Annotated in this window: 21 protein-coding genes and 2 pseudogenes; 8 read left to right on the top strand and 15 right to left on the bottom strand. The window is 70.3% G+C overall.

Features of this window, described 5'->3' with window-relative positions:
• Window positions 1-23: 23 nt before the first annotated feature.
• On the top strand, window positions 24-1,808 hold the full coding sequence (pknB, locus tag ABR571_RS18865; protein WP_409454754.1) for a Stk1 family PASTA domain-containing Ser/Thr kinase: 1,785 nt from the start codon (window positions 24-26) through the stop codon (window positions 1,806-1,808).
• A 10-nt stretch (window positions 1,809-1,818) separates the two neighbouring features.
• Here the strand turns inward: pknB and ABR571_RS18860 are convergent, their stop codons facing one another.
• Both ABR571_RS18860 and ABR571_RS18855 read right to left on the bottom strand, forming a co-directional pair.
• Window positions 1,819-3,249 (bottom strand): sensor histidine kinase, encoded by a 1,431-nt coding sequence (locus ABR571_RS18860; protein WP_409454753.1) that lies wholly within the window; start codon window positions 3,247-3,249, stop codon window positions 1,819-1,821.
• Window positions 3,250-3,252: 3 nt separating this feature from the next.
• Entirely contained in the window at window positions 3,253-3,927 is a 675-nt protein-coding gene (locus tag ABR571_RS18855; RefSeq protein WP_409454752.1) for a response regulator transcription factor, read from the bottom strand.
• Between the two features lie 165 nt (window positions 3,928-4,092).
• Here ABR571_RS18855 and ABR571_RS18850 point away from each other — a divergent pair, with 165 nt between their 5' ends.
• From ABR571_RS18850 to ABR571_RS18840, 3 genes are read left to right on the top strand one after another with little or no spacing between them, the layout of a single operon-like run.
• On the top strand, window positions 4,093-5,160 hold the full coding sequence (locus ABR571_RS18850) for a LolA family protein (protein ID WP_409454751.1): 1,068 nt from the start codon (window positions 4,093-4,095) through the stop codon (window positions 5,158-5,160).
• A gap of 23 nt (window positions 5,161-5,183) precedes the next feature.
• Window positions 5,184-6,110 carry an ABC transporter ATP-binding protein gene (locus tag ABR571_RS18845; RefSeq protein WP_409454750.1) on the top strand — a complete coding sequence of 309 codons (927 nt, stop codon included), beginning with the start codon at window positions 5,184-5,186 and terminating at the stop codon, window positions 6,108-6,110.
• Window positions 6,097-6,906, top strand: a complete 810-nt coding sequence (locus tag ABR571_RS18840; RefSeq protein ID WP_409454749.1) for an ABC transporter permease — start codon at window positions 6,097-6,099, stop codon at window positions 6,904-6,906. The genes ABR571_RS18845 and ABR571_RS18840 overlap by 14 nt, the downstream gene beginning before the upstream one ends.
• Here ABR571_RS18840 and ABR571_RS18835 read toward each other — a convergent pair whose 3' ends face one another.
• The 5 genes and pseudogenes from ABR571_RS18835 to ABR571_RS18815 form a co-directional block, all read right to left on the bottom strand.
• Window positions 6,907-7,143: a DUF2630 family protein gene (locus tag ABR571_RS18835; RefSeq protein WP_409454748.1), complete on the bottom strand. Its 237-nt coding sequence runs from the start codon at window positions 7,141-7,143 to the stop codon at window positions 6,907-6,909. It lies immediately after the preceding gene.
• A gap of 70 nt (window positions 7,144-7,213) precedes the next feature.
• Window positions 7,214-7,783, bottom strand: a complete 570-nt coding sequence (locus ABR571_RS18830) for a peroxidase-related enzyme (RefSeq protein ID WP_409454747.1) — start codon at window positions 7,781-7,783, stop codon at window positions 7,214-7,216.
• Window positions 7,783-8,559 carry an LLM class F420-dependent oxidoreductase gene (locus ABR571_RS18825; RefSeq protein WP_409454746.1) on the bottom strand — a complete coding sequence of 259 codons (777 nt, stop codon included), beginning with the start codon at window positions 8,557-8,559 and terminating at the stop codon, window positions 7,783-7,785. The genes ABR571_RS18830 and ABR571_RS18825 overlap by 1 nt, the downstream gene beginning before the upstream one ends.
• Before the next feature lie 42 nt (window positions 8,560-8,601).
• Window positions 8,602-9,031: pseudogene (locus ABR571_RS18820) on the bottom strand (nitroreductase/quinone reductase family protein).
• A 19-nt stretch (window positions 9,032-9,050) separates the two neighbouring features.
• Window positions 9,051-10,814 (bottom strand): redoxin domain-containing protein, encoded by a 1,764-nt coding sequence (locus ABR571_RS18815; protein WP_409454745.1) that lies wholly within the window; start codon window positions 10,812-10,814, stop codon window positions 9,051-9,053.
• A 185-nt stretch (window positions 10,815-10,999) separates the two neighbouring features.
• Between ABR571_RS18815 and ABR571_RS18810 the strand changes: the two genes are divergently transcribed.
• On the top strand, window positions 11,000-11,638 hold the full coding sequence (locus ABR571_RS18810; protein ID WP_409454744.1) for a PaaI family thioesterase: 639 nt from the start codon (window positions 11,000-11,002) through the stop codon (window positions 11,636-11,638).
• Between the two features lie 50 nt (window positions 11,639-11,688).
• On the opposite strand, the gene ABR571_RS18805 is transcribed toward ABR571_RS18810, so the two are convergent.
• From ABR571_RS18805 to pdhA, 4 genes are all read right to left on the bottom strand, one after another.
• Complete coding sequence (locus tag ABR571_RS18805; protein ID WP_409454743.1) at window positions 11,689-11,823, bottom strand: hypothetical protein; 135 nt, start codon at window positions 11,821-11,823, stop codon at window positions 11,689-11,691.
• Window positions 11,824-11,915: 92 nt separating this feature from the next.
• Entirely contained in the window at window positions 11,916-13,322 is a 1,407-nt protein-coding gene (locus tag ABR571_RS18800) for a dihydrolipoamide acetyltransferase family protein (RefSeq protein ID WP_409454742.1), read from the bottom strand.
• A gap of 92 nt (window positions 13,323-13,414) precedes the next feature.
• The gene (locus ABR571_RS18795) at window positions 13,415-14,392 is read right to left on the bottom strand and encodes an alpha-ketoacid dehydrogenase subunit beta (RefSeq protein WP_409454741.1); all 978 of its coding nucleotides are present in this window, start codon (window positions 14,390-14,392) and stop codon (window positions 13,415-13,417) included.
• Complete coding sequence (pdhA, locus tag ABR571_RS18790; protein ID WP_409454740.1) at window positions 14,389-15,501, bottom strand: pyruvate dehydrogenase (acetyl-transferring) E1 component subunit alpha; 1,113 nt, start codon at window positions 15,499-15,501, stop codon at window positions 14,389-14,391. Before pdhA ends, ABR571_RS18795 begins: the two co-directional genes overlap by 4 nt.
• A 171-nt stretch (window positions 15,502-15,672) precedes the next feature.
• Here pdhA and ABR571_RS18785 point away from each other — a divergent pair, with 171 nt between their 5' ends.
• The gene (locus ABR571_RS18785; protein WP_409454739.1) at window positions 15,673-15,831 is read left to right on the top strand and encodes a hypothetical protein; all 159 of its coding nucleotides are present in this window, start codon (window positions 15,673-15,675) and stop codon (window positions 15,829-15,831) included.
• A 15-nt stretch (window positions 15,832-15,846) separates the two neighbouring features.
• Window positions 15,847-16,092 (top strand): annotated as a pseudogene (locus ABR571_RS18780) (CD225/dispanin family protein); the annotation flags it as partial.
• Window positions 16,093-16,101: 9 nt separating this feature from the next.
• On the opposite strand, the gene ABR571_RS18775 reads toward ABR571_RS18780, so the two are convergent.
• Window positions 16,102-18,105, bottom strand: coding sequence for a HelD family protein (locus ABR571_RS18775; RefSeq protein WP_409454738.1), 2,004 nt, complete (start codon window positions 18,103-18,105; stop codon window positions 16,102-16,104).
• Window positions 18,106-18,169: 64 nt separating this feature from the next.
• On the opposite strand from ABR571_RS18775, the gene ABR571_RS18770 reads away from it, so the two are divergent.
• Window positions 18,170-18,712 (top strand): NUDIX domain-containing protein, encoded by a 543-nt coding sequence (locus tag ABR571_RS18770; protein WP_409454737.1) that lies wholly within the window; start codon window positions 18,170-18,172, stop codon window positions 18,710-18,712.
• A gap of 60 nt (window positions 18,713-18,772) precedes the next feature.
• Here ABR571_RS18770 and ABR571_RS18765 read toward each other — a convergent pair whose 3' ends face one another.
• From ABR571_RS18765 to ABR571_RS18755, 3 genes are all read right to left on the bottom strand, one after another.
• Window positions 18,773-20,602 carry a phosphoenolpyruvate carboxykinase (GTP) gene (locus ABR571_RS18765; protein WP_409454736.1) on the bottom strand — a complete coding sequence of 610 codons (1,830 nt, stop codon included), beginning with the start codon at window positions 20,600-20,602 and terminating at the stop codon, window positions 18,773-18,775.
• 372 nt (window positions 20,603-20,974) lie between these two features.
• The gene (locus tag ABR571_RS18760; RefSeq protein ID WP_409454735.1) at window positions 20,975-21,196 is read right to left on the bottom strand and encodes a hypothetical protein; all 222 of its coding nucleotides are present in this window, start codon (window positions 21,194-21,196) and stop codon (window positions 20,975-20,977) included.
• Window positions 21,197-21,232: 36 nt separating this feature from the next.
• Window positions 21,233-21,493: metallopeptidase TldD-related protein (locus ABR571_RS18755; RefSeq protein ID WP_409454734.1), on the bottom strand; the 261-nt coding region annotated here is incomplete at its 5' end.

Genomic DNA, 21,493 nt, shown 5'->3' with positions numbered 1-21,493 from the left:
AGCATGAGCAGTGAGGATCTTCAATGACGCAGCCGAGAATCGTCGGCGGACGGTACGAGCTCGGTGAGTTGATCGGCTACGGCGGCATGGCCGAGGTCCACCGAGGGCGCGACACGCGGCTGAACCGCGAGGTCGCGATCAAGGTGCTGCGGCCCGACCTGGCCCGGGACCCGGCGTTCCTCAACCGGTTCCGCCGTGAGGCGCACTCCGCGGCCGGCCTCAACCACCCGTCGATCGTGTCGGTCTACGACACCGGCGAGGACACCGGCCCCGACGGCACGACCCAGCCGTTCATCGTCATGGAGTTCGTCGAGGGCCGCACGCTGCGCGACATCGTGAAGAGCGAAGGCCGGCTGCCGGTCCGGCGCGCGATGGAGATCGTGGCCGACGTGTGCGCCGCCCTCGACTTCAGCCACCGCAACGGCATCATCCACCGCGACATCAAGCCCGCGAACATCATGATCACGCCGGCCGGCGCGGTGAAGGTCATGGACTTCGGCATCGCCCGTGCCGTCGCCGACAACTCGGCCACCGTGACGCAGACGGCCAACGTCATCGGCACCGCGCAGTACCTTTCACCCGAGCAGGCCCGCGGCGAGACGGTCGACGCCCGGTCCGACGTCTACTCCACCGGGTGCGTGATGTACGAGCTCGTCACCGGCGTGCCGCCGTTCCAGGGGGACTCGCCGGTTGCCGTCGCCTACCAGCACGTGCGCGAGAATCCGGTGCTGCCCTCCGCCCGCAACCCCGAGATTCCGCGGGTCGTCGACTCGATCGTCATGAAGGCGCTCGCGAAGAACCAGCTGAACCGCTACCAGAGTGCGGGCGACATGCGCCAGGACCTGCAACGGGCCCTGGCCGACCAGCCCGTGCTGGCCGAGGCGATCATGACCGACGCCGAACGCACCCAGTTCATCGCCCGGACGCCGCCGCCGCCGATCGCGCTGCGGCGGACGGAGTACCCGCCCGAAGAGGACGACAGCCGCCGCACCGGGTTGATCTGGGCCGCCGTCGTCATCGCGCTGCTGCTCGTGATCGGCGCGGCCGCGTACGCCATCGTCTTCCTCGGCAAGGACAACAACGGCACCAAGTCCGTCGCCATACCCAGCGTGATCGGCCAGACCCCGGAAGCCGCCGACGCGCTGATCCGCCAGGCCAAGCTCCAGCCCAAGAACGGCGGCAGCACCGGCGGCGCTTGCGACGGCGGGCAGAAGGTCGACGAAGGGAAGGTGTGCACCGTCGATCCGGCGCCCGCCCAAGAGGTGAAGGAAGGTTCCCCCGTTACCTACCGCGTGTTCAAGGCGGCCACCGTGCAGGTCCCCTTCGTCGAGGGTGAGCAGTACACCAAGGCGGTGAACGACCTGAACAACAAGAACCTGAAGGCGACGAAGAAGAACGTCGACAACGAAGCCGCGGCCGGCACCGTGCTGCACCAGCACACGCCGCAGTTCACCCAGGTGGCCCCGGGCACGACCATCGTGCTGGACGTCTCGACCGGCAAGCTGAAGTTGCCCGACGTCCGCGGCAAGGCTTTCGACGACGCGCAAACGACCCTGCAGAACGCGTCGTTCAACAACGTGAGCCAGGGCGCACCTCTGATCACCGGTGACAAGAGCAAGAACGGCAAGGTGGCGACGGAGAACCCCGTCCCGGGCAAGGCTTACGACCCCGGCCAGACCGTGACACTGCGGGTGTACCAGTACCAGGCACCGAAGCCGACCTGCACCAGCGTGCCGGCCTCGCCGACCCCGCCGCCGCCGACGGGCACTCCGACCGGGACGACGGGGACGGCGCTGCCGCCCTGCTAGGGCGCCGGGGTCACTCTGGCTCGCCCGGCAGCACGACGACCGCGCGCAGCCCCGGCCGGCCGTCGGGCCGCTCGGCCAACCGGACGCGGCCGCCGTGGTTGTTCACCACGTCCCGCACGATCGGCAGCCCGAGGCCGGTGCCGCCGGTCTGCCGTGAGCGGGATTCCTGCACCCGGTAGAACCGGTCGAAGACCCGTTCCCGCTCGGCCTCGGCGATGCCCGGGCCGTCGTCGTCGACGATCATCCGGATCACGGGCTTGCCGCCCTGCTTGTCCGGAGCGACGCTCATGTGCACCTCAGTGGCGGCATAGCGCACCGCGTTGTTGACCAGGTTGATGATCACGCGGCGCAGTGCCTCGGCGTCGCCGGAGGTGGGCGACGGTTGCGTCTCGGCGACTACCGGCACCCGCGCGGTGCCGTAGCCGGCCACCACCTCCTGCACGATCTCGTCCAGGTTGAGGGGGTCGCGGCGCGTCAGGGCGCCGGACTCGTCCAAACGGGCCAGCGACAGGAGGTCCTCGACGAGGCGGTCGAGACGCTCCACGTCGACCAGCACGTCGTCGATGAGCCCGGACCAGTCGACGGTCGGGCCAAGGCGCTGGGCCACCTCGAGCTGCACGCGAAGCGAGGCGAGCGGCGAACGGAGCTCGTGGGCGGCGTCGCCCACGAACGTCCGCTGTCGACTGGTCGCCGACTCGATCCGGTCGAGCATCGCATTGAGGGTGACGGCGAGCCGGTGGATCTCGTCCTGCGCGTCTGGTACGGGAAGACGCTGCTTGGCGAGGCCGGCCGCGGTGATGTCGGCGGCGCCGTGCCGCAGGGCCGCCACCGGCCGCAACGTCAGGGCCGCCACCGCGTAGGAGGCGAGCGCCATCAACAGCACGGCCAGCGGGCTGCCGATGAGTGCGGCGCGGGTGAGGATGCGCTGGCTGTCCTCGACGCGGCTGACGTCGGTCGACACCAGGATCGTCCGGGCACCCAGCTTGCGACCCACCACGCGCAGCCGGGCGTCCGAGGAGCTGGTGATGGTCGGACGGTCGCCGCCGCGGACGGCACTGAGCTCCGAAGGCCCGACGATCGACGTGTGCGGATCGGCGCCGGGTGACGCCGAGATCACGTCGTCGTGAGCATTGACGACCTGGACCGCGGTGATGCCGCCGGTCGTGGGAGGAAGGGTGCGTGGCTCCTTGCCGCTGCTGAACAGCTGCGCGACGTCGCCGGCGGTCTTGTTCGCCGACTGGTCGAGCACGCGGGTCAGGGCGTAGCGCTGCAGGACGAGCAGAAGTATCGCGCCGGTGATGACGGCGAAGGAGAACAGGGCGGTTGCGAGCAGGGTCAGGCGCGCGCGCAGGGACTGCCGTGCCCACCACGCCCGGGGCCAGCGCGCGACCCGAGCGAGTGGTCGCGCCAGCCGGCGCCGGGCGCCGCCCGCCCGGTCCACCGGTCAGGCTTCGGGTGTCAGCCGGTAGCCGGCGCCGCGAACGGTCTGCAGGCTCTGCCGCCCGAACGGGGTGTCGATCTTGCGGCGCAGGTAGCCGACGTAGACCTCGACGACGTTGGCATCGCCGTCGTAGTTCGCATCCCACACATGGTGCAGGATGTCGGCCTTGCTCACGGCGTCACCCGCGCGGCGCATGAGGAATTCCAGCAGCGAGAACTCGCGCGGCGTGAGCTCGACGGTCGCCTCGCCCCGCCGCACGGTGTGCGCGGCCGGGTCGAGCACGAGATCGTCGACCGTCAGTGAGGCGGGCCGGGGTTGTACGCCGCGCCGCATCAGGGCGCGGATGCGGGCCAGCAAGACGACGAAAGAGAACGGTTTGGTGAGGTAGTCGTCGGCGCCGAGGTCGAGGGCGTCGGCCTCGTCGTACTCCCCGTCCTTCGCGGTGAGCATGAGGATGGGCACCCAGTTCTGGGCTGCGCGCAGCTGCTCGATGATCCGGTAGCCGGACAGCTCCGGCAGCATGATGTCGAGGATGACCACGTCGTAGGTGGTCTCCTGGGCGAGATGCAACCCGTCAGGACCCGTGTGGGCCAGGTCGACCGTGAACCCCTCGGCGGACAGCCCGCGCTGCAGTGCGGAGGCAAGACGCACCTCGTCCTCGACGATCAGCAAGCGCACGGGATTCTCCTTCTGTCGGCTCCACTGAGACCCACCCGAGACTCGCCGGTAAGCGGACGGGCGCCGTGCCAGACTGCCAGTGTGGACCTCGGCAGGGGCCCGAATGCCTCAGCCTCATCACAGTGGGAGCCTCGCATCCTCAGTTCAGTGCACGTCCCTCCGATCTTGGCGCGTTCGCGCGCGCTGCGCTGGCTTGCGCCGGTCGGGGTCGCCGGCGTCGCCGCGCTGGCGGCGACGGGGGCCTTCAGCGCTTCTGCGTCATCGGATGACCTGCCCGCCACGACGCCCGCCGCCCTGATCGCTGCGGTGCAGACGTCCGGGGTCGGGGGATTCTCCGGCACGGTCGTGAGCCATCTCTCGCTCGGGCTGCCCGATCTCCCGGCCATTGGCACCAGCGACGAGCCCAGCTCGTTCGCGTCGTTGCTGACGGGTTCGCACACCATGCAGGTCTGGTACGGAGGGTTGGGCAAGCAGCGGGTCGCCCTGCTCGGCGCGACCGACGAGACCGATCTCTTCCGCAACGGCACCGACGTCTGGCAATGGAGCAGCGCGGACCAGCTCGCCGTGCACTCGTTGCTGCCCGCCGATGCGCCGACGGCCGCACCCCTCCCCTCGTCGACCTCGTCGCTGACACCGGGCGATCTCGCCCGCGATGCGCTGCACGCTCTCGACCCCACGACCCGGGTCGCGATCGAGGGCAATCACACCGTGGCCGACCGTTCCGCCTACGAACTCGTCCTCACACCGCGAACGACCGCGACGAAGGTCGGCTCCGTCCACATCTCGGTCGACGGCGAGACGAAGATCCCGCTCGGCGTGCAGGTGTACGCGCGTGATGCCTCGGCCCCGGCGGTCGATGTCGCCTTCACCAGCATCCGGTTCGGGACCCAGGCCGAGCGCAACTTCGTCTTCTCGCCGCCGGCGAACGCCACCGTGCACGAAGCGGGGTCGGGCCGCCGTTCCGCCGAACCGCGGGCCGACGCCGGCAGGGGCACCAAGCCGCGCACCACCGGGTCGGGCTGGGCGAGGGTGGTCGCGCTGGATCCGGGACCGGCCGCGGTCGCCAAGCTGCTGGGGCCGGCCAGCAAGGCGCTGACGCCGGTGACCGGCGCGTGGGGCAAGGGGCGGCTGCTCGAGTCGGCGCTCGTGTCGGTCCTTGTCACCGCTGACGGCCGCCTGTACGCCGGCGCCGTCGACCCGGAAAGCCTGTACGCCGCGGCCGGCTCGCGGTAGCTCCGGTCTCGGTAGTCGGCACCGTGCAGGTCAGCGGCACCGCGATCTCGTCCACGGGGCTGACCAAGCGCTTCGGGACCCTCGCCGCGGTCGACGGGATCGATCTGGACGTGCCGCAGGGGTCGGTCTACGGCTTCCTCGGACCGAACGGGTCGGGCAAGACCACGACCATCCGGATGCTCCTCGGGCTCGTCTTTCCGTCGGCGGGGCGGCACTGTCTGCTCGACCGGCCGACCGACGAGGCGCTGCGCCATGTCGGGGCCCTGGTCGAGGGACCGGCCTTCCACCCGTACTTGTCCGGCCGCGCCAACCTGCTGCGGCTCGATGCCGCGGACCGCACGGCCGACGCCGGCACCGCGGCGAACCGGATCGGTGCGGCACTCGACCGGGTCGGCCTGGCAGCCGCCGCGGGCAAGCGCTACCGCAACTACTCCCTCGGCATGCGCCAGCGCCTGGGCATCGCTGCCGCGCTGCTGCAGCCCCGCGAACTGCTCGTCCTCGATGAGCCGACGAATGGGCTGGACCCGCAGGGGACCCGTGAAGTGCGTTCGTTGATCAGTGAGCTGGCCGCCGACGGGGTGACCGTCTTCCTGTCGTCACACCTGCTCAGCGAAGTCGAGCAGGTCTGCACCGACGTCGGCGTGATGAGCGCCGGCCGCCTCGTCTGGCAGGGCGGGCTGGCCGAGCTCCGCTCGCAACAGGCGCCGCTCGTGCGGGTCGAGACCGATCAGGTCGCCGAGGCCGCGATGCTCCTGCGCGGCCTCGGCCTCGTCGAGGTGCGGACTGCGCCGGCCGAAGTCCGCGCCGCGTTGGGTGACGCGGCTCCCGAGCAGGTGTTGGCCGCGCTCGTCAACGGCGGCGTGGCCGTGCGCGGCTTCGCGGTCGTCCGGGCCAGCCTCGAGGAGCAGTTCGTCGGCCTGACCGGGGAGGGCTTCGATGTCTCCGGGTAGGTTCTTGGGCTCCGAGCTGCGCATGGTGCTCGGCCGTCGACGCAACCACGTGCTGCTCGCGATCCTCGCGCTCGTTCCCGTGCTGATCGGCATCGCGGTGAAGGCCAGCGGTCAGGACGCGAGCGGAGGCTCGATCTTCGGCGGCATCACCCGCAACGGACTGTTCGCGGTACTCGCGGCGTTCCTGGTCGTCACCCCGCTGTTCCTGCCACTCGTCGTCTCAGTGGTCGCCGGTGACGCGATCGCCGGCGAGGCCAACACCGGCACCTTGCGATACCTGCTGACCGTCCCGGTCGGACGCAGTCGGCTGCTCGGGGCGAAACTGACGGCGATTGCCGTGTGGTGCCTCGTCTGCGCGGTGACGTTGGCGGGAATCGGCGCGGTCGCAGGCCTCTTCCTGTTCCCGGCCGGTCGGCTGACGCTGCTGTCTGGCCATACCGTGTCGTATGCGCAAGGACTCGGCCGGTTGTCGCTGGTCGTGCTCTACGTCGCCGCGAGCGCGCTCACCGTCGGTGCGATCGGGCTGTTCGTGTCGACGATGACCGAGGTGCCGATCGCGGCGATGGCCGCGACCCTCACGCTGACGGTGGTCAGCGAGGTGGCCGACGCGGTCCCCCAGCTGGCCCGCATCCATGGTTGGCTGCCGAGCCACTACTGGCTGCAATGGGTCGACCTGCTGCGTGACCCCGTCTACACCGGCGACATGGCGACGGGGCTGCTGGTGACGCTGGGCTACGTGGCGTTCTTCGTCGCGCTCGCGTGGGCCCGCTTCAGCGGCAAGGACGTGACCAGCTGATCACTGCAGATAGCCCTCGACCTCGTTGACGCTGCGCTCGGTGGCCTCGTCCGGGTTCTCGCCGAACTCCTCACGGGCCCGCCGTTGACGAAGCAGGTCCCAGAGCTGATCGAGTTCGCGCTCGACGGCGTCGAGCCGCTGCCGGTCCTCGCCGGCAACGCCGCGGTGGGCTGCCCGCAACCGCTTCTCCTCGTCGACGAGTTCGTGGATGTGCTCGAGCAGGGACTTGTCGTCCATCAGACCTCCGTCGACGCAATGGCGGTGCCCGGCGGTTGCCGTGCGCCCGTGTCCAGCATGCCCGCCGGGGTCAGCCGCGGTCGAGCGCGTGGTATTCCTCGTTGGGCTGCTGGCCGAGCCCGAGCGCCATCCGGTTGGTGAAGTTGTACATCGCGGCGATCTCGACGACGTCCCAGATCTCGAAGTCGGACAGCCCGACGTCGCGCAAGCGGTGCAGGTCGGCCTCGGTCAGCTCATGGGGGCGGGCGGTCAGCTTCTCGGCGTACTCGCAGATCGCGCTGCGTCGCTCGTCCAGGCCCGCGTGGCGCCAATTGGTCGCGATGTAGTCGGCCAGCACCTCGTCGCCCAGTGCATTACGCAGCGCGTGTCCGTGCGACACGATGCAGTAAGTGCAGCGGTTGTAGGCGCTGACCACGACGGCGATCATCTCGCGGTCGGCCTCGTCGAGGTGGTCGGTCGGCTCGTGCAGCTGCTTGTAGTGCGCGAACCAGGCCGAGAAGCGCTCGGGCCGGTAGCTGTAGGACCGGAAGACGTTGGGGACGAAGCCGATTGTCTCCCGGGCCTTGGCGAACAGGCCCCGCAGCCGCTCGGGGAGTTCGGCCTCGTCGGGCAGCGGGAAGAACCAGGCCGCGCGCGCCATCAGAGGCTCTCGCGCCAGGCGAGCCATCGGCGCAGCCTCGCGAGGTCGAAGTCGGGGCCGCCGACGCCGACGGTGAACAGGGTGGCGCCGGCCTCGATCAGCGGCGGGCCGACCTCGGCCGGTTCACCGTGCGGCGTCCCGATCGAGCGCTCGATCTCGGTCGGGTCGCGGCCCGCATCGGCGCAGTGACCGGCGAGGATCTCCGATTTGCGGCGCAGCGTGTCGAGATCGCTGAACGAGTGCCAGATGTCAGCGTGCTCGGCGACCATCCGCAGCGTCTTCTTCTCCCCGCCGCCACCGATCAGGACGGGGATCTTGCGCGTGGGCGGCGGGTTCAGCTTCGCCCAGCGAGCCTCGATGCGCGGGAGGTCCTGCCGCAACTGGTCGAGCCGGCCGCCGGCCGTCCCGAAGTCGTAGCCGTACTCCTCGTAGTCCTTGGCGAACCAGCCTGAGCCGATGCCGAGGATCAACCGGCCGTCGCTCATGTGGTCCACCGTCCGCGCCATGTCGGCCAGCAGCTCCGGATTGCGGTAGCTGTTGCAGGTGACCAGGGCACCGATCTCGACGCGGGACGTCTGCTCGGCCCAGGCGCCGAGCATCGTCCAGCACTCGAAGTGCTGTCCCGCCGGATCGCCGTAGAGGGGGAAGAAGTGGTCCCAGTTGAAGATGACATCGACCCCTAGGTCTTCGGCCTCGGCGACGGTACGGCGGATGGCGGCGTAGTCGGCCTGCTGTGGCTGGAGCTGAAGGGCGATGCGGATCGGGTGTATTGGCACCGAGCCGACGCTAGTCGACGCCGGCCTGCGCCCGAGCGCGGGTCACGTTCTCGGCTCCAGCAGGACGAGCGGGATCTCGCGCTCGGTCTTGCGCTGGTAGGCGGCGTAATGGCCGTGCGCGGCCGTGATGATCGGCCACATCCGGGCCCGTTCCTCAGCGGGCGCCACCCGGGCCCGCATCGGGCGCTTCGCCTCGCCGATCAGCGCGACCTCGCGTCAAGATTGTCCCGCAGGTTCAGCAGCCAGGCGGGGTGGGTGTCGTCACCACCGCGGGAGGCGACGACGACGATCGTCTCCCCCTGGATAGCGGCGCGGTCAACAAGGTCGACCGCTTCTGCCCGCTCTTGCGCCCCACCGTCGTCAGTTCCAGTGACGGCATTCCGGCCGCGTTCTTGCCGAGGCGGTTGCCGCTCAGCTTGAGGGCGGCGCGGTGGGTGGCATTCATGACCTTGAACGCGAAGTCGCTGGGCATGGCCGCAGCGTATGGGGGGTCAGCCGAGCAGGACTAGCCGGAGCTCGGTATCGCCGCTGGCGGCGACGTCGACGGGCACCCCCCAGTCCTGGCGGGCGAGGTAGCAGGCGGGGTTGTCGGCGCCGGCTGCGTCGCAGGACGCGGCCTGGGCGGTCACGTGCAGGACGCCCTGCCCGGGCGTGAGCTCGAGCGTGCGGTCGAGCGTGACGGTGTCACCGGCGCCGGCGGCCAGCAGTTCCGGTGGCGAGGAGGTCACGGTCAGCGAGGTGGAGGGGCCGTAACGGTCGTCGAGCTTGCGTCCCGGCGCCGGCTCGAAGGCGATTGTCAGCTGCACGCGTCCCGCCGCGAGGTGGGCCGCCGGCCGCTGTGTATGCAGCGGTACTCCGGTGACGAGCTCAGCGGTCGGGACGGGCCGGACGAGCCGATGAGCGGCCGACTCGACGACGACCAGCTCTCCGCCGACGAGCAGGGCGCCCGAGGGTTCGGCCAGGTCGCGGGCGAGGGTGGTGACCGCACCCGGCGCCGGGTCGTAGCGGCGGACCGCGCCGTTGTAGGTGTCGAGCACCGCGACCGACCGGTCGGCGAGGACCGTGACGCCGAGCGGGTGCTGTAGTCGGGCCGTTGCCGCCGGCCCGTCGACGAAGCCGAAGTCGAACAGTCCCTCGCCGACCGCGGTGCCGACGGTGCCGGCCGCATCGATCCAGCGCAGGGCCGAGGATTCCGAGTCGACGAACCACACGCGGTCTCCGTCGACGGCCAGGCCCGACGGCTGGGCCAGCCAGGCGTCGGCCGCCGGTCCGTCGCGCAGACCCTCTACGGTCGTGCCGGCCAGGATCGCGACACGTCCGTCGGCCGGATCGACGGTGAGCAGCAGGTGGACGCCCGCGGCCGCCACGACGATGCGCTGGATCGCGGGCCACCAGGCGACGTCCCACGGCGAGAGGACCGGCGGGACGGGACCGGTCACCGTCCGGATGTCGGCGAGCCCGGCGGGCAGGTCGATCGCAGTGATCGCGCCGTCGGCCAGGCGCACGCCACGCAGGACGTGGTTGGCCGTGTCGGCCACCACGACGTCGTATGCGGCGACGCCCACCGGCAGCACGCCGAGACCGTTCGGCTCGGCGAACGGGCCACCGCGCCGGCCGCTGCCGAAGCGGCGGAGTTCGGTCTCGCCGTCGAGTTCGAACTCGACGAGCTGGTGATGGCCGGCGTCGGCGACCAGGAGCGAGTCGGTGGCCCGGCCGGTGCGCGCGGCCGGGAGGACGACGGCCTTCGCCGGGAAACGCAGGGTCGACGACTGCGGAGCGGGGGGCTCGTACGGCCCGTCCCCCCGGCGCAGGGTGCCGCGGGCGTCGTGCTCTGCCGCCAGCCGGGCGACGATGGCCGCCAGCGCGCTCACCTGCCCTTCGCCGGCCGCCTGGGCCACCACGTAGCCCTCGGGGTCGATGAGGACGAGCGTCGGCCACGCGCGGACGGCGTACTGCCGCCACAGCTGCATCTCGGGGTCGTTCAGCACGGGATGGTGCACCTCGTACCGCTCGATCGCCGCGCGCAGGGCGGCCGGCTCGGCCTCGTGCGGGAACTTGGGCGAATGGATGCCGACGACGGTGAGGATCTCGCCGAGTTCGGTCTCGAGCGGGCGCAGCTCGTCCAGGACATGCAGGCAGTTGCCGCACGCGAACGTCCAGAAGTCCAGCACGACGAACCGGCCGCGCAGCTGCCTCAGGGTCAGCGGCGCGGCGGTGTTGAACCAGTCCCCGGCGACGAACTCGGGTGCGCGCACTCTCGGGCCCGTACGGATCGCGTCCACGTCAGGAGAAGGTACGTGGCGGGCGGCCTGTCTGCGCCCGGACGATCGGGTTTTCCTCCGTGGGCGCCACTGGAGCAGGCGCCGCGCAGCGCTGCGGGAGGAAACCTGATCGACGGCGCCCCGACCATGACTAGAACCTGTTCCAGTATTCTGGGCCGGTGACCAGTGAACAGGCTGCGGCGCCGGACCCGCATGATCGGCTCGGGGCCGCTGTGCGCGCCCTGTCCGACGTCGTTGTCCGCTCCGGTGCGGGACTGGACGACCTCGCGGCGGCCGCGGCGGCCATCGAGGGCGTCACCGGCCAGTTGGCCCGGGCCCGTCCGAGCTCGCGCGTGCACGACAGCCCGTATCACCCGATGAGCCTCGTCGGCGGCACCGCGCACCCGGTCGCCCCGCAGCTGCACACCACGCCGACCGAGGACGGCGTCGCCGGTACGGTGGCGCTCGGCCCCGCATACGAAGGCGGCCCAGGCTTGGCCCACGGGGGCGTGCTGTCCCTGCTGTTCGACCACGCGATGGGGCAGGCGCTGTTCACGGCCGGGTACTCGGCCATGACGGTGTCGCTCGAGGTCCGCTACCGGGCGCCGACGCCGCTCGAGACGCCGCTCGCAGTGAGTGCCCGCCTCGACCGGGTGGACGGGCGCAAGCTCTTCGTGGCCGGCCAGATCGCCGTCGGGGGTCGGGTCACTGCGGAGGCGCAGGGAGTCTTCGTCCAGCTGACCGAGGCGAACGTGGCGCAGATCTTCCCGCCCAACCGCGTCCCGGACGGCCCGCCTCCCGCACCGCTGAACAGTTAAATGCAAAACCCCCTCCAGCGAGCTGAAGGGGGCGGAGCGGTCGGCGAACCTCAGAGCATGCGGAAGTTCTGGTGGTTCGCGGCGGCGTAGAGCTCCTGGCGCATCGTGGGCGACGCGTTGCGCAGGGCGCGCTCGAAGTCGCGCGTGTCGCGGCTGCGACGGATCTTGCGGCTGATTCGGTTCATGGTGTCCTCCGGAACTGTTCTGTTGGTCAGCGTACTCAGTCCAACAGAACAGATCACGGCTGTATGCCGCCAGGTGTCTAACATCACGCGGTCTACAGCAGCGACATCCCGGGATCTGTCAGGACAGCAGCGACATCGGCCAGGAAGTGCGAACCCTGCTGCCCGTCGACCAGCCGGTGGTCGAAGGACAGCCCGAGCTGGGTCACCCAGCGCGGCTCGATCCGCTCGTCGGCGCCGGACCCGACCACCCACGGCATCCGCCGGACGGCGCCGAAGGCGAGGATGCCGGCCTCACCGGGGTTCAGGATCGGTGTGCCGGTGTCCACGCCGAAGACGCCGACGTTGGTGATGGTGAAGGTGCCCCCGGACATGTCCGCGGGGGACGTCTTGCCCGCCCGGGCGGTTTCGGTGAGGCCGCCCAGTTCGGTCGCCAGCTCATGCAGGGTCAGCCGGTCGGCATCCTTGATGTTGGGGACGATGAGCCCCCGGCCGGTGGCCGCCGCGATGCCCAGGTTGACGTAGTGCTTGACCACGATCTCGCCGGCACTGTCGTCCCATGTCGCGTTGATCTCCGGAGTCTTGCCGACCGCCAGCAGGACCGCCTTGGCCACGAACAGCAGAGGACTGACCTTGACGTCGCGGAACTCACGCCGGGCGGCCACCCGGTCGCGCAGCTCCATCGTCGCGGTGATGTCGCAGGTGATGAACTCGGTGACGTGCGGGGCAGTGAAGGCCGAGGCCACCATCGCCGCGGCCGTATGCTTGCGGACGCCCTTGATCGGGATCCGCGTCTCGCGGCCGCCGTCGCGGGCGTGGCGGCCGGGTGCAGCCGGCGCGACGTCGTTGGCGGCCGACTGCACGTCGTCCCGGGAGATCGTCCCGTGCGGGCCCGTCGGGGTCACCGCGGTGAGGTCGACGCCGAGAGTCTTGGCGAGCTTGCGCACCGGCGGTTTGGCCAGCACCCGGTGCGCCGGCGCGCGACCGCGCACCGGTTCGTCCGGTTCCTCGACCTCGCTCAGCGGCGGCGCGGGGTGCGGCCCGTTGGCCGGCGGCACGTTGAACGACGCCTGGGCGCCCGCGGCGGTCGCCTCCGGACGGCGGCGGCGCCGACGCCCGCCGGTCTCTTCGCGCGGCCCGTAGCCGACGAGCGTCATCTGCTTCTCTTCGGCCGGCAGCGCGCCCTCACCCGGCAGACCGGGCACGGCCGGAACCAGATCCTCGGCCGCGCCGGCGGCGGCCGCGGCCGGCGCCGCCGACGTCGTTTCGATGGAGATGATCGCCGTGCCAACCGGCACGGTCTCGCCTTCGGCGGCGTGCAGGGCGGTGACCACCCCGGCGAACGGCGAGGGAAGTTCGACGGCCGCCTTGACGGTCTCGACCTCGGCGATCGTGTCGTTGACCTCGATGGTGTCGCCGACCGCGACCGTCCACTTCAGGATGTCGCCCTCGGTGAGCCCCTCACCAAGATCCGGCAGCTTGAACTGCTTCACCTCACCCATGTCAGCGTCCACTCGCGTCGTGGCTCTGCGCCTGTTGTGGTTGATTCTGCGGCCGGAAATCAACCGCATCGGGGGGGAAGGCGACGGTCACGTCAGAACTCCAGAATCTGGTCGACGGCGTCGAGCACCCGGTCGAGGTTGGGCAACCACTCATGCTCGAGACGGCTCGGCGGATACGGGGTGTCGTAGCCGGTCACCCGCAGCACCGGAGCCTCGAGGGAGTAGAACGCATCTTCGGTGACCCGCGCGGCGATCTCGGCGCCGACGCCGAAGCTGTGCGGCGCCTCGTGCACGACGATCAGCCGGCCGGTGCGACGCACCGATTCGAGCACCGTCGGGAAGTCCACCGGCGAGACGCTGCGCAGGTCGATGATCTCGAGGTGGATCCCGTCCTCGGCGGCCGCCTTGGCCGCCTCGATCAGCGTCGGCATCGTCGGCCCGTAGCCGGCCACTGTGACGTGCTGGCCGGGGCGCACGACGCGCGCCTGGTACAGCGGGGTGGGCGCATCGGCGACGTCGGCCTTGGCCGCGTGATAGAGCCGCTTCGGTTCGATGAAGATGATCGGGTCGTCGTCGGCGATCGCGTCCTGGATCATCCAGTAGGCGTCGGACGGGTTGGAACAGGCGACGACCTTGAGCCCGGCGGTGTGGGCGAAGTAGGTCTCGACCGATTCGCTGTGGTGCTCGACTGCGCCGATGCCGCCGCCGGACGGGATCCGGATGGTGATGGGCATCTTCACCAGGCCGGCCGACCGGTTGTGGAACTTCGCGACCTGGCTGACGATCTGGTCGAAGCCGGGGAACACGAACCCGTCGAACTGGATTTCACACACCGGGCGGTACCCGCGGATCGCCAGCCCCACCGCGGTGCCGATGATCCCGGACTCGGCCAGCGGAGTGTCGATCACCCGGTCTTCGCCGAAGTCCTTCTGCAGCCCGTCGGTGATGCGGAAGACGCCGCCGAGCTTGCCGACGTCCTCACCCATGATGACGACCTTGGGGTCGGCCTCCATCGCCTTGCGCATGCCGTCGTTGAGGGCCTTGGCCATCGTCATCTGAGTGAGGGTCATGACGCGACCTCCGAGACGAAGGAGACGAAGTCCTCGCGTTGCGCGCGCAGGTCGTCGGTGATGCTGACGTGGACACTGTCGAAGACCGATTCCGGCGTCGGGTCGGGCAGCGTGCGGCAACCGGAGCGGATGTGTTCGCCGAGCTCCTTGGCCTCCTGCTCGAGGTCGGTGAAGAAGTCGGCGTCGATCCCCGTCTGGCGGGTGAGGTAGGCGCGCACCCGTTCGATCGGGTCCTTCAGCTTCCACGTCTCGGCCTCGCTGGCCAGCTGGTAACGCCGCGGGTCGTCGTTGGTCGTGTGCGGGTTCATCCGGTAGGTGAAGGCTTCGATGAGGGTCGGTCCCTGCGCGTTCCGCGCGTCGTTCAACGCCTTACGCGTGACGGCCAGCGTGGCGAGCACGTCATTGCCGTCGACCCGGACGCCGGGGAAGCCGAATCCGCTCGCGCGCATGTAGAGCGGGACGCGGCTCTGCCGCTCGACCGGCTCGCTGATCGCCCACTGGTTGTTCTGGCAGAAGAAGACGACGGGCAGGTTGCCCGCGCCGGCAAAGACGAAGGCCTCGTTGACGTCGCCCTGGCTCGACGCGCCGTCGCCGAAGAACGCCAGAACCGCGGTGTCGCGGTCGGGGTTGCCCGTGCCGACCGCGCCGTCGCGCACGACGCCCATCGCATAGCCGGCCGCGTGCAGGGTCTGGGCGCCGATCACGATCGTGTACAGGTTGAAGTTGTGCTCGCGCGGGTCGAACCCGCCGAGGTTCGTCCCGCGGAACAGGCCGAGCAGGGTCAGCGGATCGACGCCGCGGCAGTGGGCCACGCCGTGCTCACGGTACGTCGGGAACGCCATGTCCTGCGGCTTGAGTGCCCGGCCGGCGCCGATCTGTGCGGCCTCCTGGCCGAGCAGCGATGCCCACAGGCCGAGCTCGCCCTGGCGCTGGAGCGCGATGGCTTCGGTGTCGATCCGACGGACCAGCACCAGGTCGCGATACAGCGAAGCGATCTCGTCGTCGGAGATCTCGAGCGGATAGTCCGGGTGCTCGACGCGCTGGCCTTCAGGGGTCAGGAGCTGAACAAGGTCAGGTTCCGGATGCACGGCATGGACGTGTTCACTCAAGTCGCTCTCCTTGTGTACGGGCGGACGGGGTCTCCGTGCCGCACGTGCTTCGGTCGCTGAGGTCAGTTGGTACAGGGGTGGCGTGCCAGGCTGACTACCCAGGGGTTCCTACCATATCCGTGACCCGGGTCACTCCGCTCGCAGGCGAGACCACAGAAGACAGGAGGCGTCGTGACCGAGCCGCAGGAGCGGCCGCCCGCGCCGGCCTATCCGCCGCCGTACTCCGCCCCGGGCTACGGGCCGCCGCCCGGCTATCCACCGGTCCCACCCGAGGGCTATCCGCCCTACGGCTACCAGGGTTACGGCGCCCCAGGCTACGGGCCGGGCTAGGGTCCGCCGCCCGGCCACCTCGGATGGGCGATCACCGCCGTCGTCTTCTTGCCGTTGGCCATCGCCGCCTTCATCAACTACGCGCGGGTCGACCGGGACTATTACCGTGGCGACCTCGCCGGCGCGCAGCGGGCGTCGCGTCTGGTCCGCCGGCTCGGAATCATCGCGCTGATCGTCGGCCCGTGCCTAGTGATCCTGTACGCCGCCGTCGTCCTCATCATGTGGAGCAACACCCGCTGCGGCCTCTCGGGGTCCTGCTGAGACGTCAGCTCAGCTCAGTTCGGCCGGCAGCGGGCGGTCGTGCACGACCCGCAGCCGCGACACGGCCCGGGTGAGCACGACGTACAACCGCCGTAGGCCGTCCACGCGGCTCGGCTCCGCCTCCACGATCGCCGCCGGCTCAAGCAGGACGACGGAGTCGAACTCGAGCCCCTTGGCGGTCGAGGCGGGGACGACCGCGATGCGCGGATCGGTGTCGTCGTCGAGCGGATGCGCGTCCAGATCGGCACTTTGAAGTTGTTCGAGGACGGCGGCGGCCTGGGCGTCGGGCACGATGACGCCGATGGACCCGTCGGCCTTCGCGCAGTCGCGCACCTGCTCCACAAGTTCGTCCCGCCCGGCGAAGCGCAGCGCCCCCTCGCCCTGGCGGATCGAGGTGGCCGGCGGGACGCCCGCGGCGATGTGCGGCAACAGCCGGTTGGCGATCTCGAGCACCTCGCCGGGCACGCGGTACCCCGCGGTGAGCGGCCGGACGGCGGCCTCGTGACCGAGGTGGTGCAGCGTGGCCGTCCAGTCGCCCGGTGCCCACGGGGTCGTCGCCTGGGCCAGGTCGCCGAGCACCGTGACCGAGCCGAGCGGGCACCGGCGGGCGATGGCGCGGCACTGCATGGCCGACAGGTCCTGCGCCTCGTCGACCACGGCATGGACGAATGTCTCGTTGCCGTGCAGCAGCGCGTCGAGTTCGTCGAGCAGGACGGTGTCGGCGGCCGTCCATTTGACCGCGCGCGCCGACCGCGGGGCGGGCCGCTGCAGCGCGGCCCCCTCGTCGTCGGTCAGGGTGGATGCCGAGCACCGATGCAGGAAGTCGGTGTCGTCGTAGAGCCGCGCGAGCAGCTCGGGCGCGGACAGCTCTGGCCACACCGCGTCGACCCAATCCCGCACGGCCTGTGATCGGGCGACACGGGCGGTCTCGGCGTCCGTTGGCGCGCCGCCCGCATCCTCGCGCTGGCGCCGGACGTCCTCGGCCACCTGCGTCCGCAGACGGTCGCGCGCCACTGACCAGCGCAGACCGTTGTCGAGCGCCCGGCGGGCGTCGTCGACATAGCGCCGCAGGTGGTGGGCACCGATGCGGTACCGCTTGGTGCCCACGACCGCCACGACGTCGTCGACCGGCTTGGCGATGTGGGTCAGCACCGCGCGGCGCAGCACGGCGGCCATCCGCGCGTCGCCCTTCAGCACGGCCAGCGGCGCGTCCTCGATGCCGGAGACGTCACGACCGAGGAGTCCGGCGACCGTGCTCTGGGTGATCCCGCCTTCACCGAGGGACGGCAGCACCTGCGCGATGTAATGCAGGAACGCCGTGTTGGGTCCGACGACGAGCACGCCGGAGCGGCGCAGTCGATCGGGATAGGTGTAGAGCAGGTACGCCGCTCGGTGCAGCCCGACCGCGGTCTTGCCCGTGCCCGGTGCGCCTTGAATGCACAGCGAGGTGTCGAGGTCGGCGCGCACGAGTTCGTCCTGGTCGGGCTGGATGGTCGCGACGATGTCACGCATGGGGCCCACGCGCGGCCGCTCGATCTCCTCGCGCAAGAGCTCGGACGACAGGCCGAGGGCCTCGCCGCGGTCGAGGTGCTCGTCCTCCATCGACGACAGGACGCCGGCCGAGAAGCCGAAGCGGCGGCGCAGGCGGACGCCCATGGGGTCCTCGTCCGTCGCGCGGTAGAAGCCGCGCGCGATCGGCGCCCGCCAGTCGATCACCACCGGATCGCCCACCTCGTCGCGGACGTGCCGGCGTCCGATGTGGAAGACCTCGGCGCCGTCCTGCCTGTCGCCGGATTCGCGGTCCCGGTCGATCCGGCCGAAGAACGGGGGCGCCTCCGGGTCGGCGTCGAGGGCGTCGAGGCGCTGCGCCCGTAGCCGGCCGAGCGCATGGCTGGCCAGTTCGTCGACGCCGTAGTCGGCGATGTGCCCGGCCGCCTCGCGCATCGCGGACAGGCAGGAGCGGGCGAGTTGTAGATGGGACCGTTCGGACAGCAGAACCGGATCGTCGGTCACGGTTTGTCGACGTTACCGGGCGGGCCAAGCCAATAACCCGATGGCATCCGGCAGGGTGACGGTCATGGACGAGATCAGGCAGCTGAGCAGCCGGGAGGTGTATCGCTCGCCGTGGATGTCGGTGCGCGAGGACGAGGTCGAATTCCCGTCCGGCACGCGCGGGACGTACTCGGTGGTCGACAAGCAGGACTTCGTCGTCGTGTTGCCGCATGCCGACGGCGGGTTCTGGCTGGTCCAGCAGTTCCGTTATCCGGTGGGCCGCCGCGAGTGGGAGTTCCCGCAGGGCGGCTGGCCGGCCGGTCACTCCGGCTCAGCGGCCGAGCTGGCCGCCGCCGAGCTGCGCGAGGAGACCGGCTTCGAGGCCGATTCCCTCGTCCACCTCGGGCACCTGCACGCCGCGTACGGCTGCAGCTCCCAGGGCTATGACGTCTTCCTCGCCGCCGGGCTCACGCCCGGCCCGACCGACCTCGAGCCGACCGAGGCCGACATGGTGCACGAGTGGCGGGCCGAGGCCGAGGTGCGGACGATGATCGCGCGCGGCGAGTTCGCCGACGCGCACAGCGTCGCCGCCCTCGCGCTGTACGACCTCCACCAGCGCTCTCGTTAACCCAAGTTGTCCGTGCTCGGCCACGTCTTGACGTGGCCGAGCACGGACAACTCGAGAAGGTCAGGCTTCGAGGCGCAGTTTCAGCGCGTCGAGCTCGTCGCGCATGGACGAGGGCAGCGCGGTGCCGATCTTGTCGAACCACTCCTCGATGAGGGGCAGCTCGTTCTTCCACTCGTCCACGTTGACGGTCAGCGCGCCGCGCAGGTCGTCGTCGGTCATGTCCAGCCCGTCGACGTCGAGCGCCTCAGGGGTGGGCACGCGGCCGATGGGGGTGTCGAGCGCCGCGGCCTTGCCGTCGATCCGCTCGAGCGCCCACTTGATGACGCGGATGTTCTCGCCGAAGCCCGGCCAGACGAAGTTGCCCTCGGCGTCGCGGCGGAACCAGTTGACGTAGAAGATCTTCGGCAGCTTGGCCGAGTCGGCGTTCTTGCCGGTGGCGATCCAGTGCGCGAAGTAGTCGCCGGCGTTGTAGCCGATGAACGGCAGCATCGCCATCGGGTCGCGGCGCACGACGCCGACCTTGCCGGTGGCCGCGGCGGTCGTCTCCGACGACAGCGTCGCGCCCATGAACACGCCGTGCTGCCAGTCACGCGCCTCGGTGACCAGCGGGACGGTGTCGCGGCGGCGGCCGCCGAAGAAGATCGCGTCGAGCGGCACGCCCTTCGGGTCGTCCCATTCCGGGGCGCGCGTGTCGCACTGCGAGATCGGCGTGCAGTACCGCGAGTTCGGGTGGGCGGCCAGCGCGCCGCCGTCCGGTGTCCAGTCCTGCTTCTTCCAGTCGGTGAGGTGCGCCGGCGCCTCGCCGATGCCCTCCCACCAGATGTCGCCGTCGTCGGTCAACGCGACGTTGGTGAAGATCGAGCCGCCCTTCGCGATCGTGCGCATGGCGTTGGGGTTAGTGTGGTAATCGGTGCCGGGCGCGACGCCGAAGAAGCCGTTCTCCGGGTTGACCGCATAGAACCGGCCGTCCTCGCCGATGCGGATCCAGGCGATGTCGTCGCCGATCGTCTCGACCTTCCAGCCGGGCAGCGTCGGCTCGAGCATGGCCAGGTTCGTCTTGCCGCAGGCCGACGGGAACGCGGCGGCGATGTAGCGAGACACGCCGTCCGGGCTCGTCACCTTGGCGATCAGCATGTGCTCGGCGAGCCAGCCCTCGTCGCGGGCCTTGACCGATGCGATGCGCAGCGAGTAGCACTTCTTGCCCAGCAGCGCATTGCCGCCGTAGCCCGAGCCGTACGACCAGATCAGCCGCTCCTCGGGGAAGTGGACGATGTACTTGGTGTCGTTGCACGGCCAGGGCACGTCCTGCTGGCCGTTCTCGAGCGGCGCGCCGACGGAGTGCAGGCCCGGCACGAACGGCTGCTCGATGCCGTCCTTGGTGAAGAGCTCGAGCGCCTTGGTCCCCAGACGGGTCATGATGTGCATCGACGCGATGACGTAGGGCGAGTCGGTGATCTCGGCGCCGAGCATCGGCTCGTCGGCGTTCAGCGGACCCATGCAGTAGGGCAGCACGTACATCGTGCGACCACGCATCGAGCCACGGAAACGCTCGGTCATGATCGCCTTCATGTCGTCCGGGTCCATCCAGTTGTTGGTGGCCCCGGCGTCCTTCGGGTCGCGGCTGCAGATGAACGTGCGGTCCTCGACGCGGGCGACGTCGGTCGGATCCGACGCGCACCAGAAGGAGTTCGGCTTCTTGGCGTCGTTGAGCCGGACGAACGTGCCGTTCTCGACCAGCAGGTCGGTGATCCGCGTCCATTCCTCGGGCGAGCCGTCGACCCACTCGATCCGCTCCGGCTGCGTCAGCTCGGCGGTTTCCCGTACCCATGCGAGCAGCGCCGCGTGCGTCGTGGGTGCGGTATCGAGACCCGGGATCGTGCTTGCCGTCATGAAATCTCCTCGCCGGTCGAACAAAAGGTCGACGCGTTGGGCGGCTGTTGATGCTGCGCCCGCGCGTGCCAGAGATGGGTTGCCCGTACGGTATCTCCCGGGAGCGCTTACATACACAATCCGCGGGCTGCGTGAATGCTCACACTCGACGGCGTTAGAGACGCTGCGGGCCCCGTGATCATTGGCCTGGACGAGGTCGGGTGAAGACCGCCGCTGCCCGGCCACAGGTGATCTTGTGCACGTCGACCTGGCACCCGGCCGCGCCCCGCGGATCGGGCCTCCCGAGGCACGCTGACCGGCCGCCTGCGACGCTGGCTGGGGAGGACTTTCGGTCGAGTGCCGAACAAATTACGGCGGTGGCTTCCACCCCACTCACCGGTTGAGCAGGCGCGCCTTGGGCCACGGCAGGAACCGCGGCACGGTCCGCTGATAGCCCGGGTGGTCGGGGTACTTGGCCGGCTGGATGCTCTCGCTCGTGCGCGAACTGCCTTGGAACAGCGCCCCGAGAACGAGGCAGCCGCCGATCGTCCGCCCGGCGATCACCAGCATCACCACCGCGTCGCCCTGCACGAGCGACCACTGCGCGTTGGTCATGGACGGATCATGCTCGACGGGGTGTGGGGTGCTCGGCTACGACGCCTGGCTGACTGTCGACATGTTGAAGTCGGGCACCCGGACGGCCGGCATCGCCGTCCGCCGGAAGTAGTCGGCCCACTCGCGTGACATCGTCGGCTCGGTACGGCCCACTTGGCTGAGGCGGCCGAGCAGGTCGATCGGGGATTCGTTGAAGCGGAAGTTGTTCACCGCGCCGCTGACCTGGCCGTTCTCGATCAGGTACACGCCGTCGCGGGTCAGCCCGGTGAGCAGCAGCGTCTGCGGATCGACCTCGCG

This window comes from Jatrophihabitans sp., assembly GCF_046262535.1.
Classification (GTDB): domain Bacteria; phylum Actinomycetota; class Actinomycetes; order Mycobacteriales; family Jatrophihabitantaceae; genus Jatrophihabitans.
Note: the sequence above shows the minus strand (reverse complement) of the source record. Positions and strands in the feature narration are given on the sequence as shown.

Bases quoted from the DNA above. Each gene is read 5' to 3' on its own strand.
- ABR571_RS18840 (WP_409454749.1), top strand. From the start codon at position 6,097: ATGTCTCCGGGTAGGTTCTTGGGCTCCGAGCTGCGCATGGTGCTCGGC.
- ABR571_RS18765 (WP_409454736.1), bottom strand. From the start codon at position 20,602: ATGACGGCAAGCACGATCCCGGGTCTCGATACCGCACCCACGACGCAC.
- ABR571_RS18805 (WP_409454743.1), bottom strand. From the start codon at position 11,823: ATGAACCGAATCAGCCGCAAGATCCGTCGCAGCCGCGACACGCGCGAC.
- ABR571_RS18770 (WP_409454737.1), top strand. From the start codon at position 18,170: ATGGACGAGATCAGGCAGCTGAGCAGCCGGGAGGTGTATCGCTCGCCG.
- pknB (WP_409454754.1), top strand. From the start codon at position 24: ATGACGCAGCCGAGAATCGTCGGCGGACGGTACGAGCTCGGTGAGTTG.
- ABR571_RS18830 (WP_409454747.1), bottom strand. From the start codon at position 7,783: ATGGCGCGCGCGGCCTGGTTCTTCCCGCTGCCCGACGAGGCCGAACTC.
- ABR571_RS18835 (WP_409454748.1), bottom strand. From the start codon at position 7,143: ATGGACGACAAGTCCCTGCTCGAGCACATCCACGAACTCGTCGACGAG.
- ABR571_RS18760 (WP_409454735.1), bottom strand. From the start codon at position 21,196: ATGACCAACGCGCAGTGGTCGCTCGTGCAGGGCGACGCGGTGGTGATG.
- ABR571_RS18795 (WP_409454741.1), bottom strand. From the start codon at position 14,392: ATGACCCTCACTCAGATGACGATGGCCAAGGCCCTCAACGACGGCATG.
- ABR571_RS18800 (WP_409454742.1), bottom strand. From the start codon at position 13,322: ATGGGTGAGGTGAAGCAGTTCAAGCTGCCGGATCTTGGTGAGGGGCTC.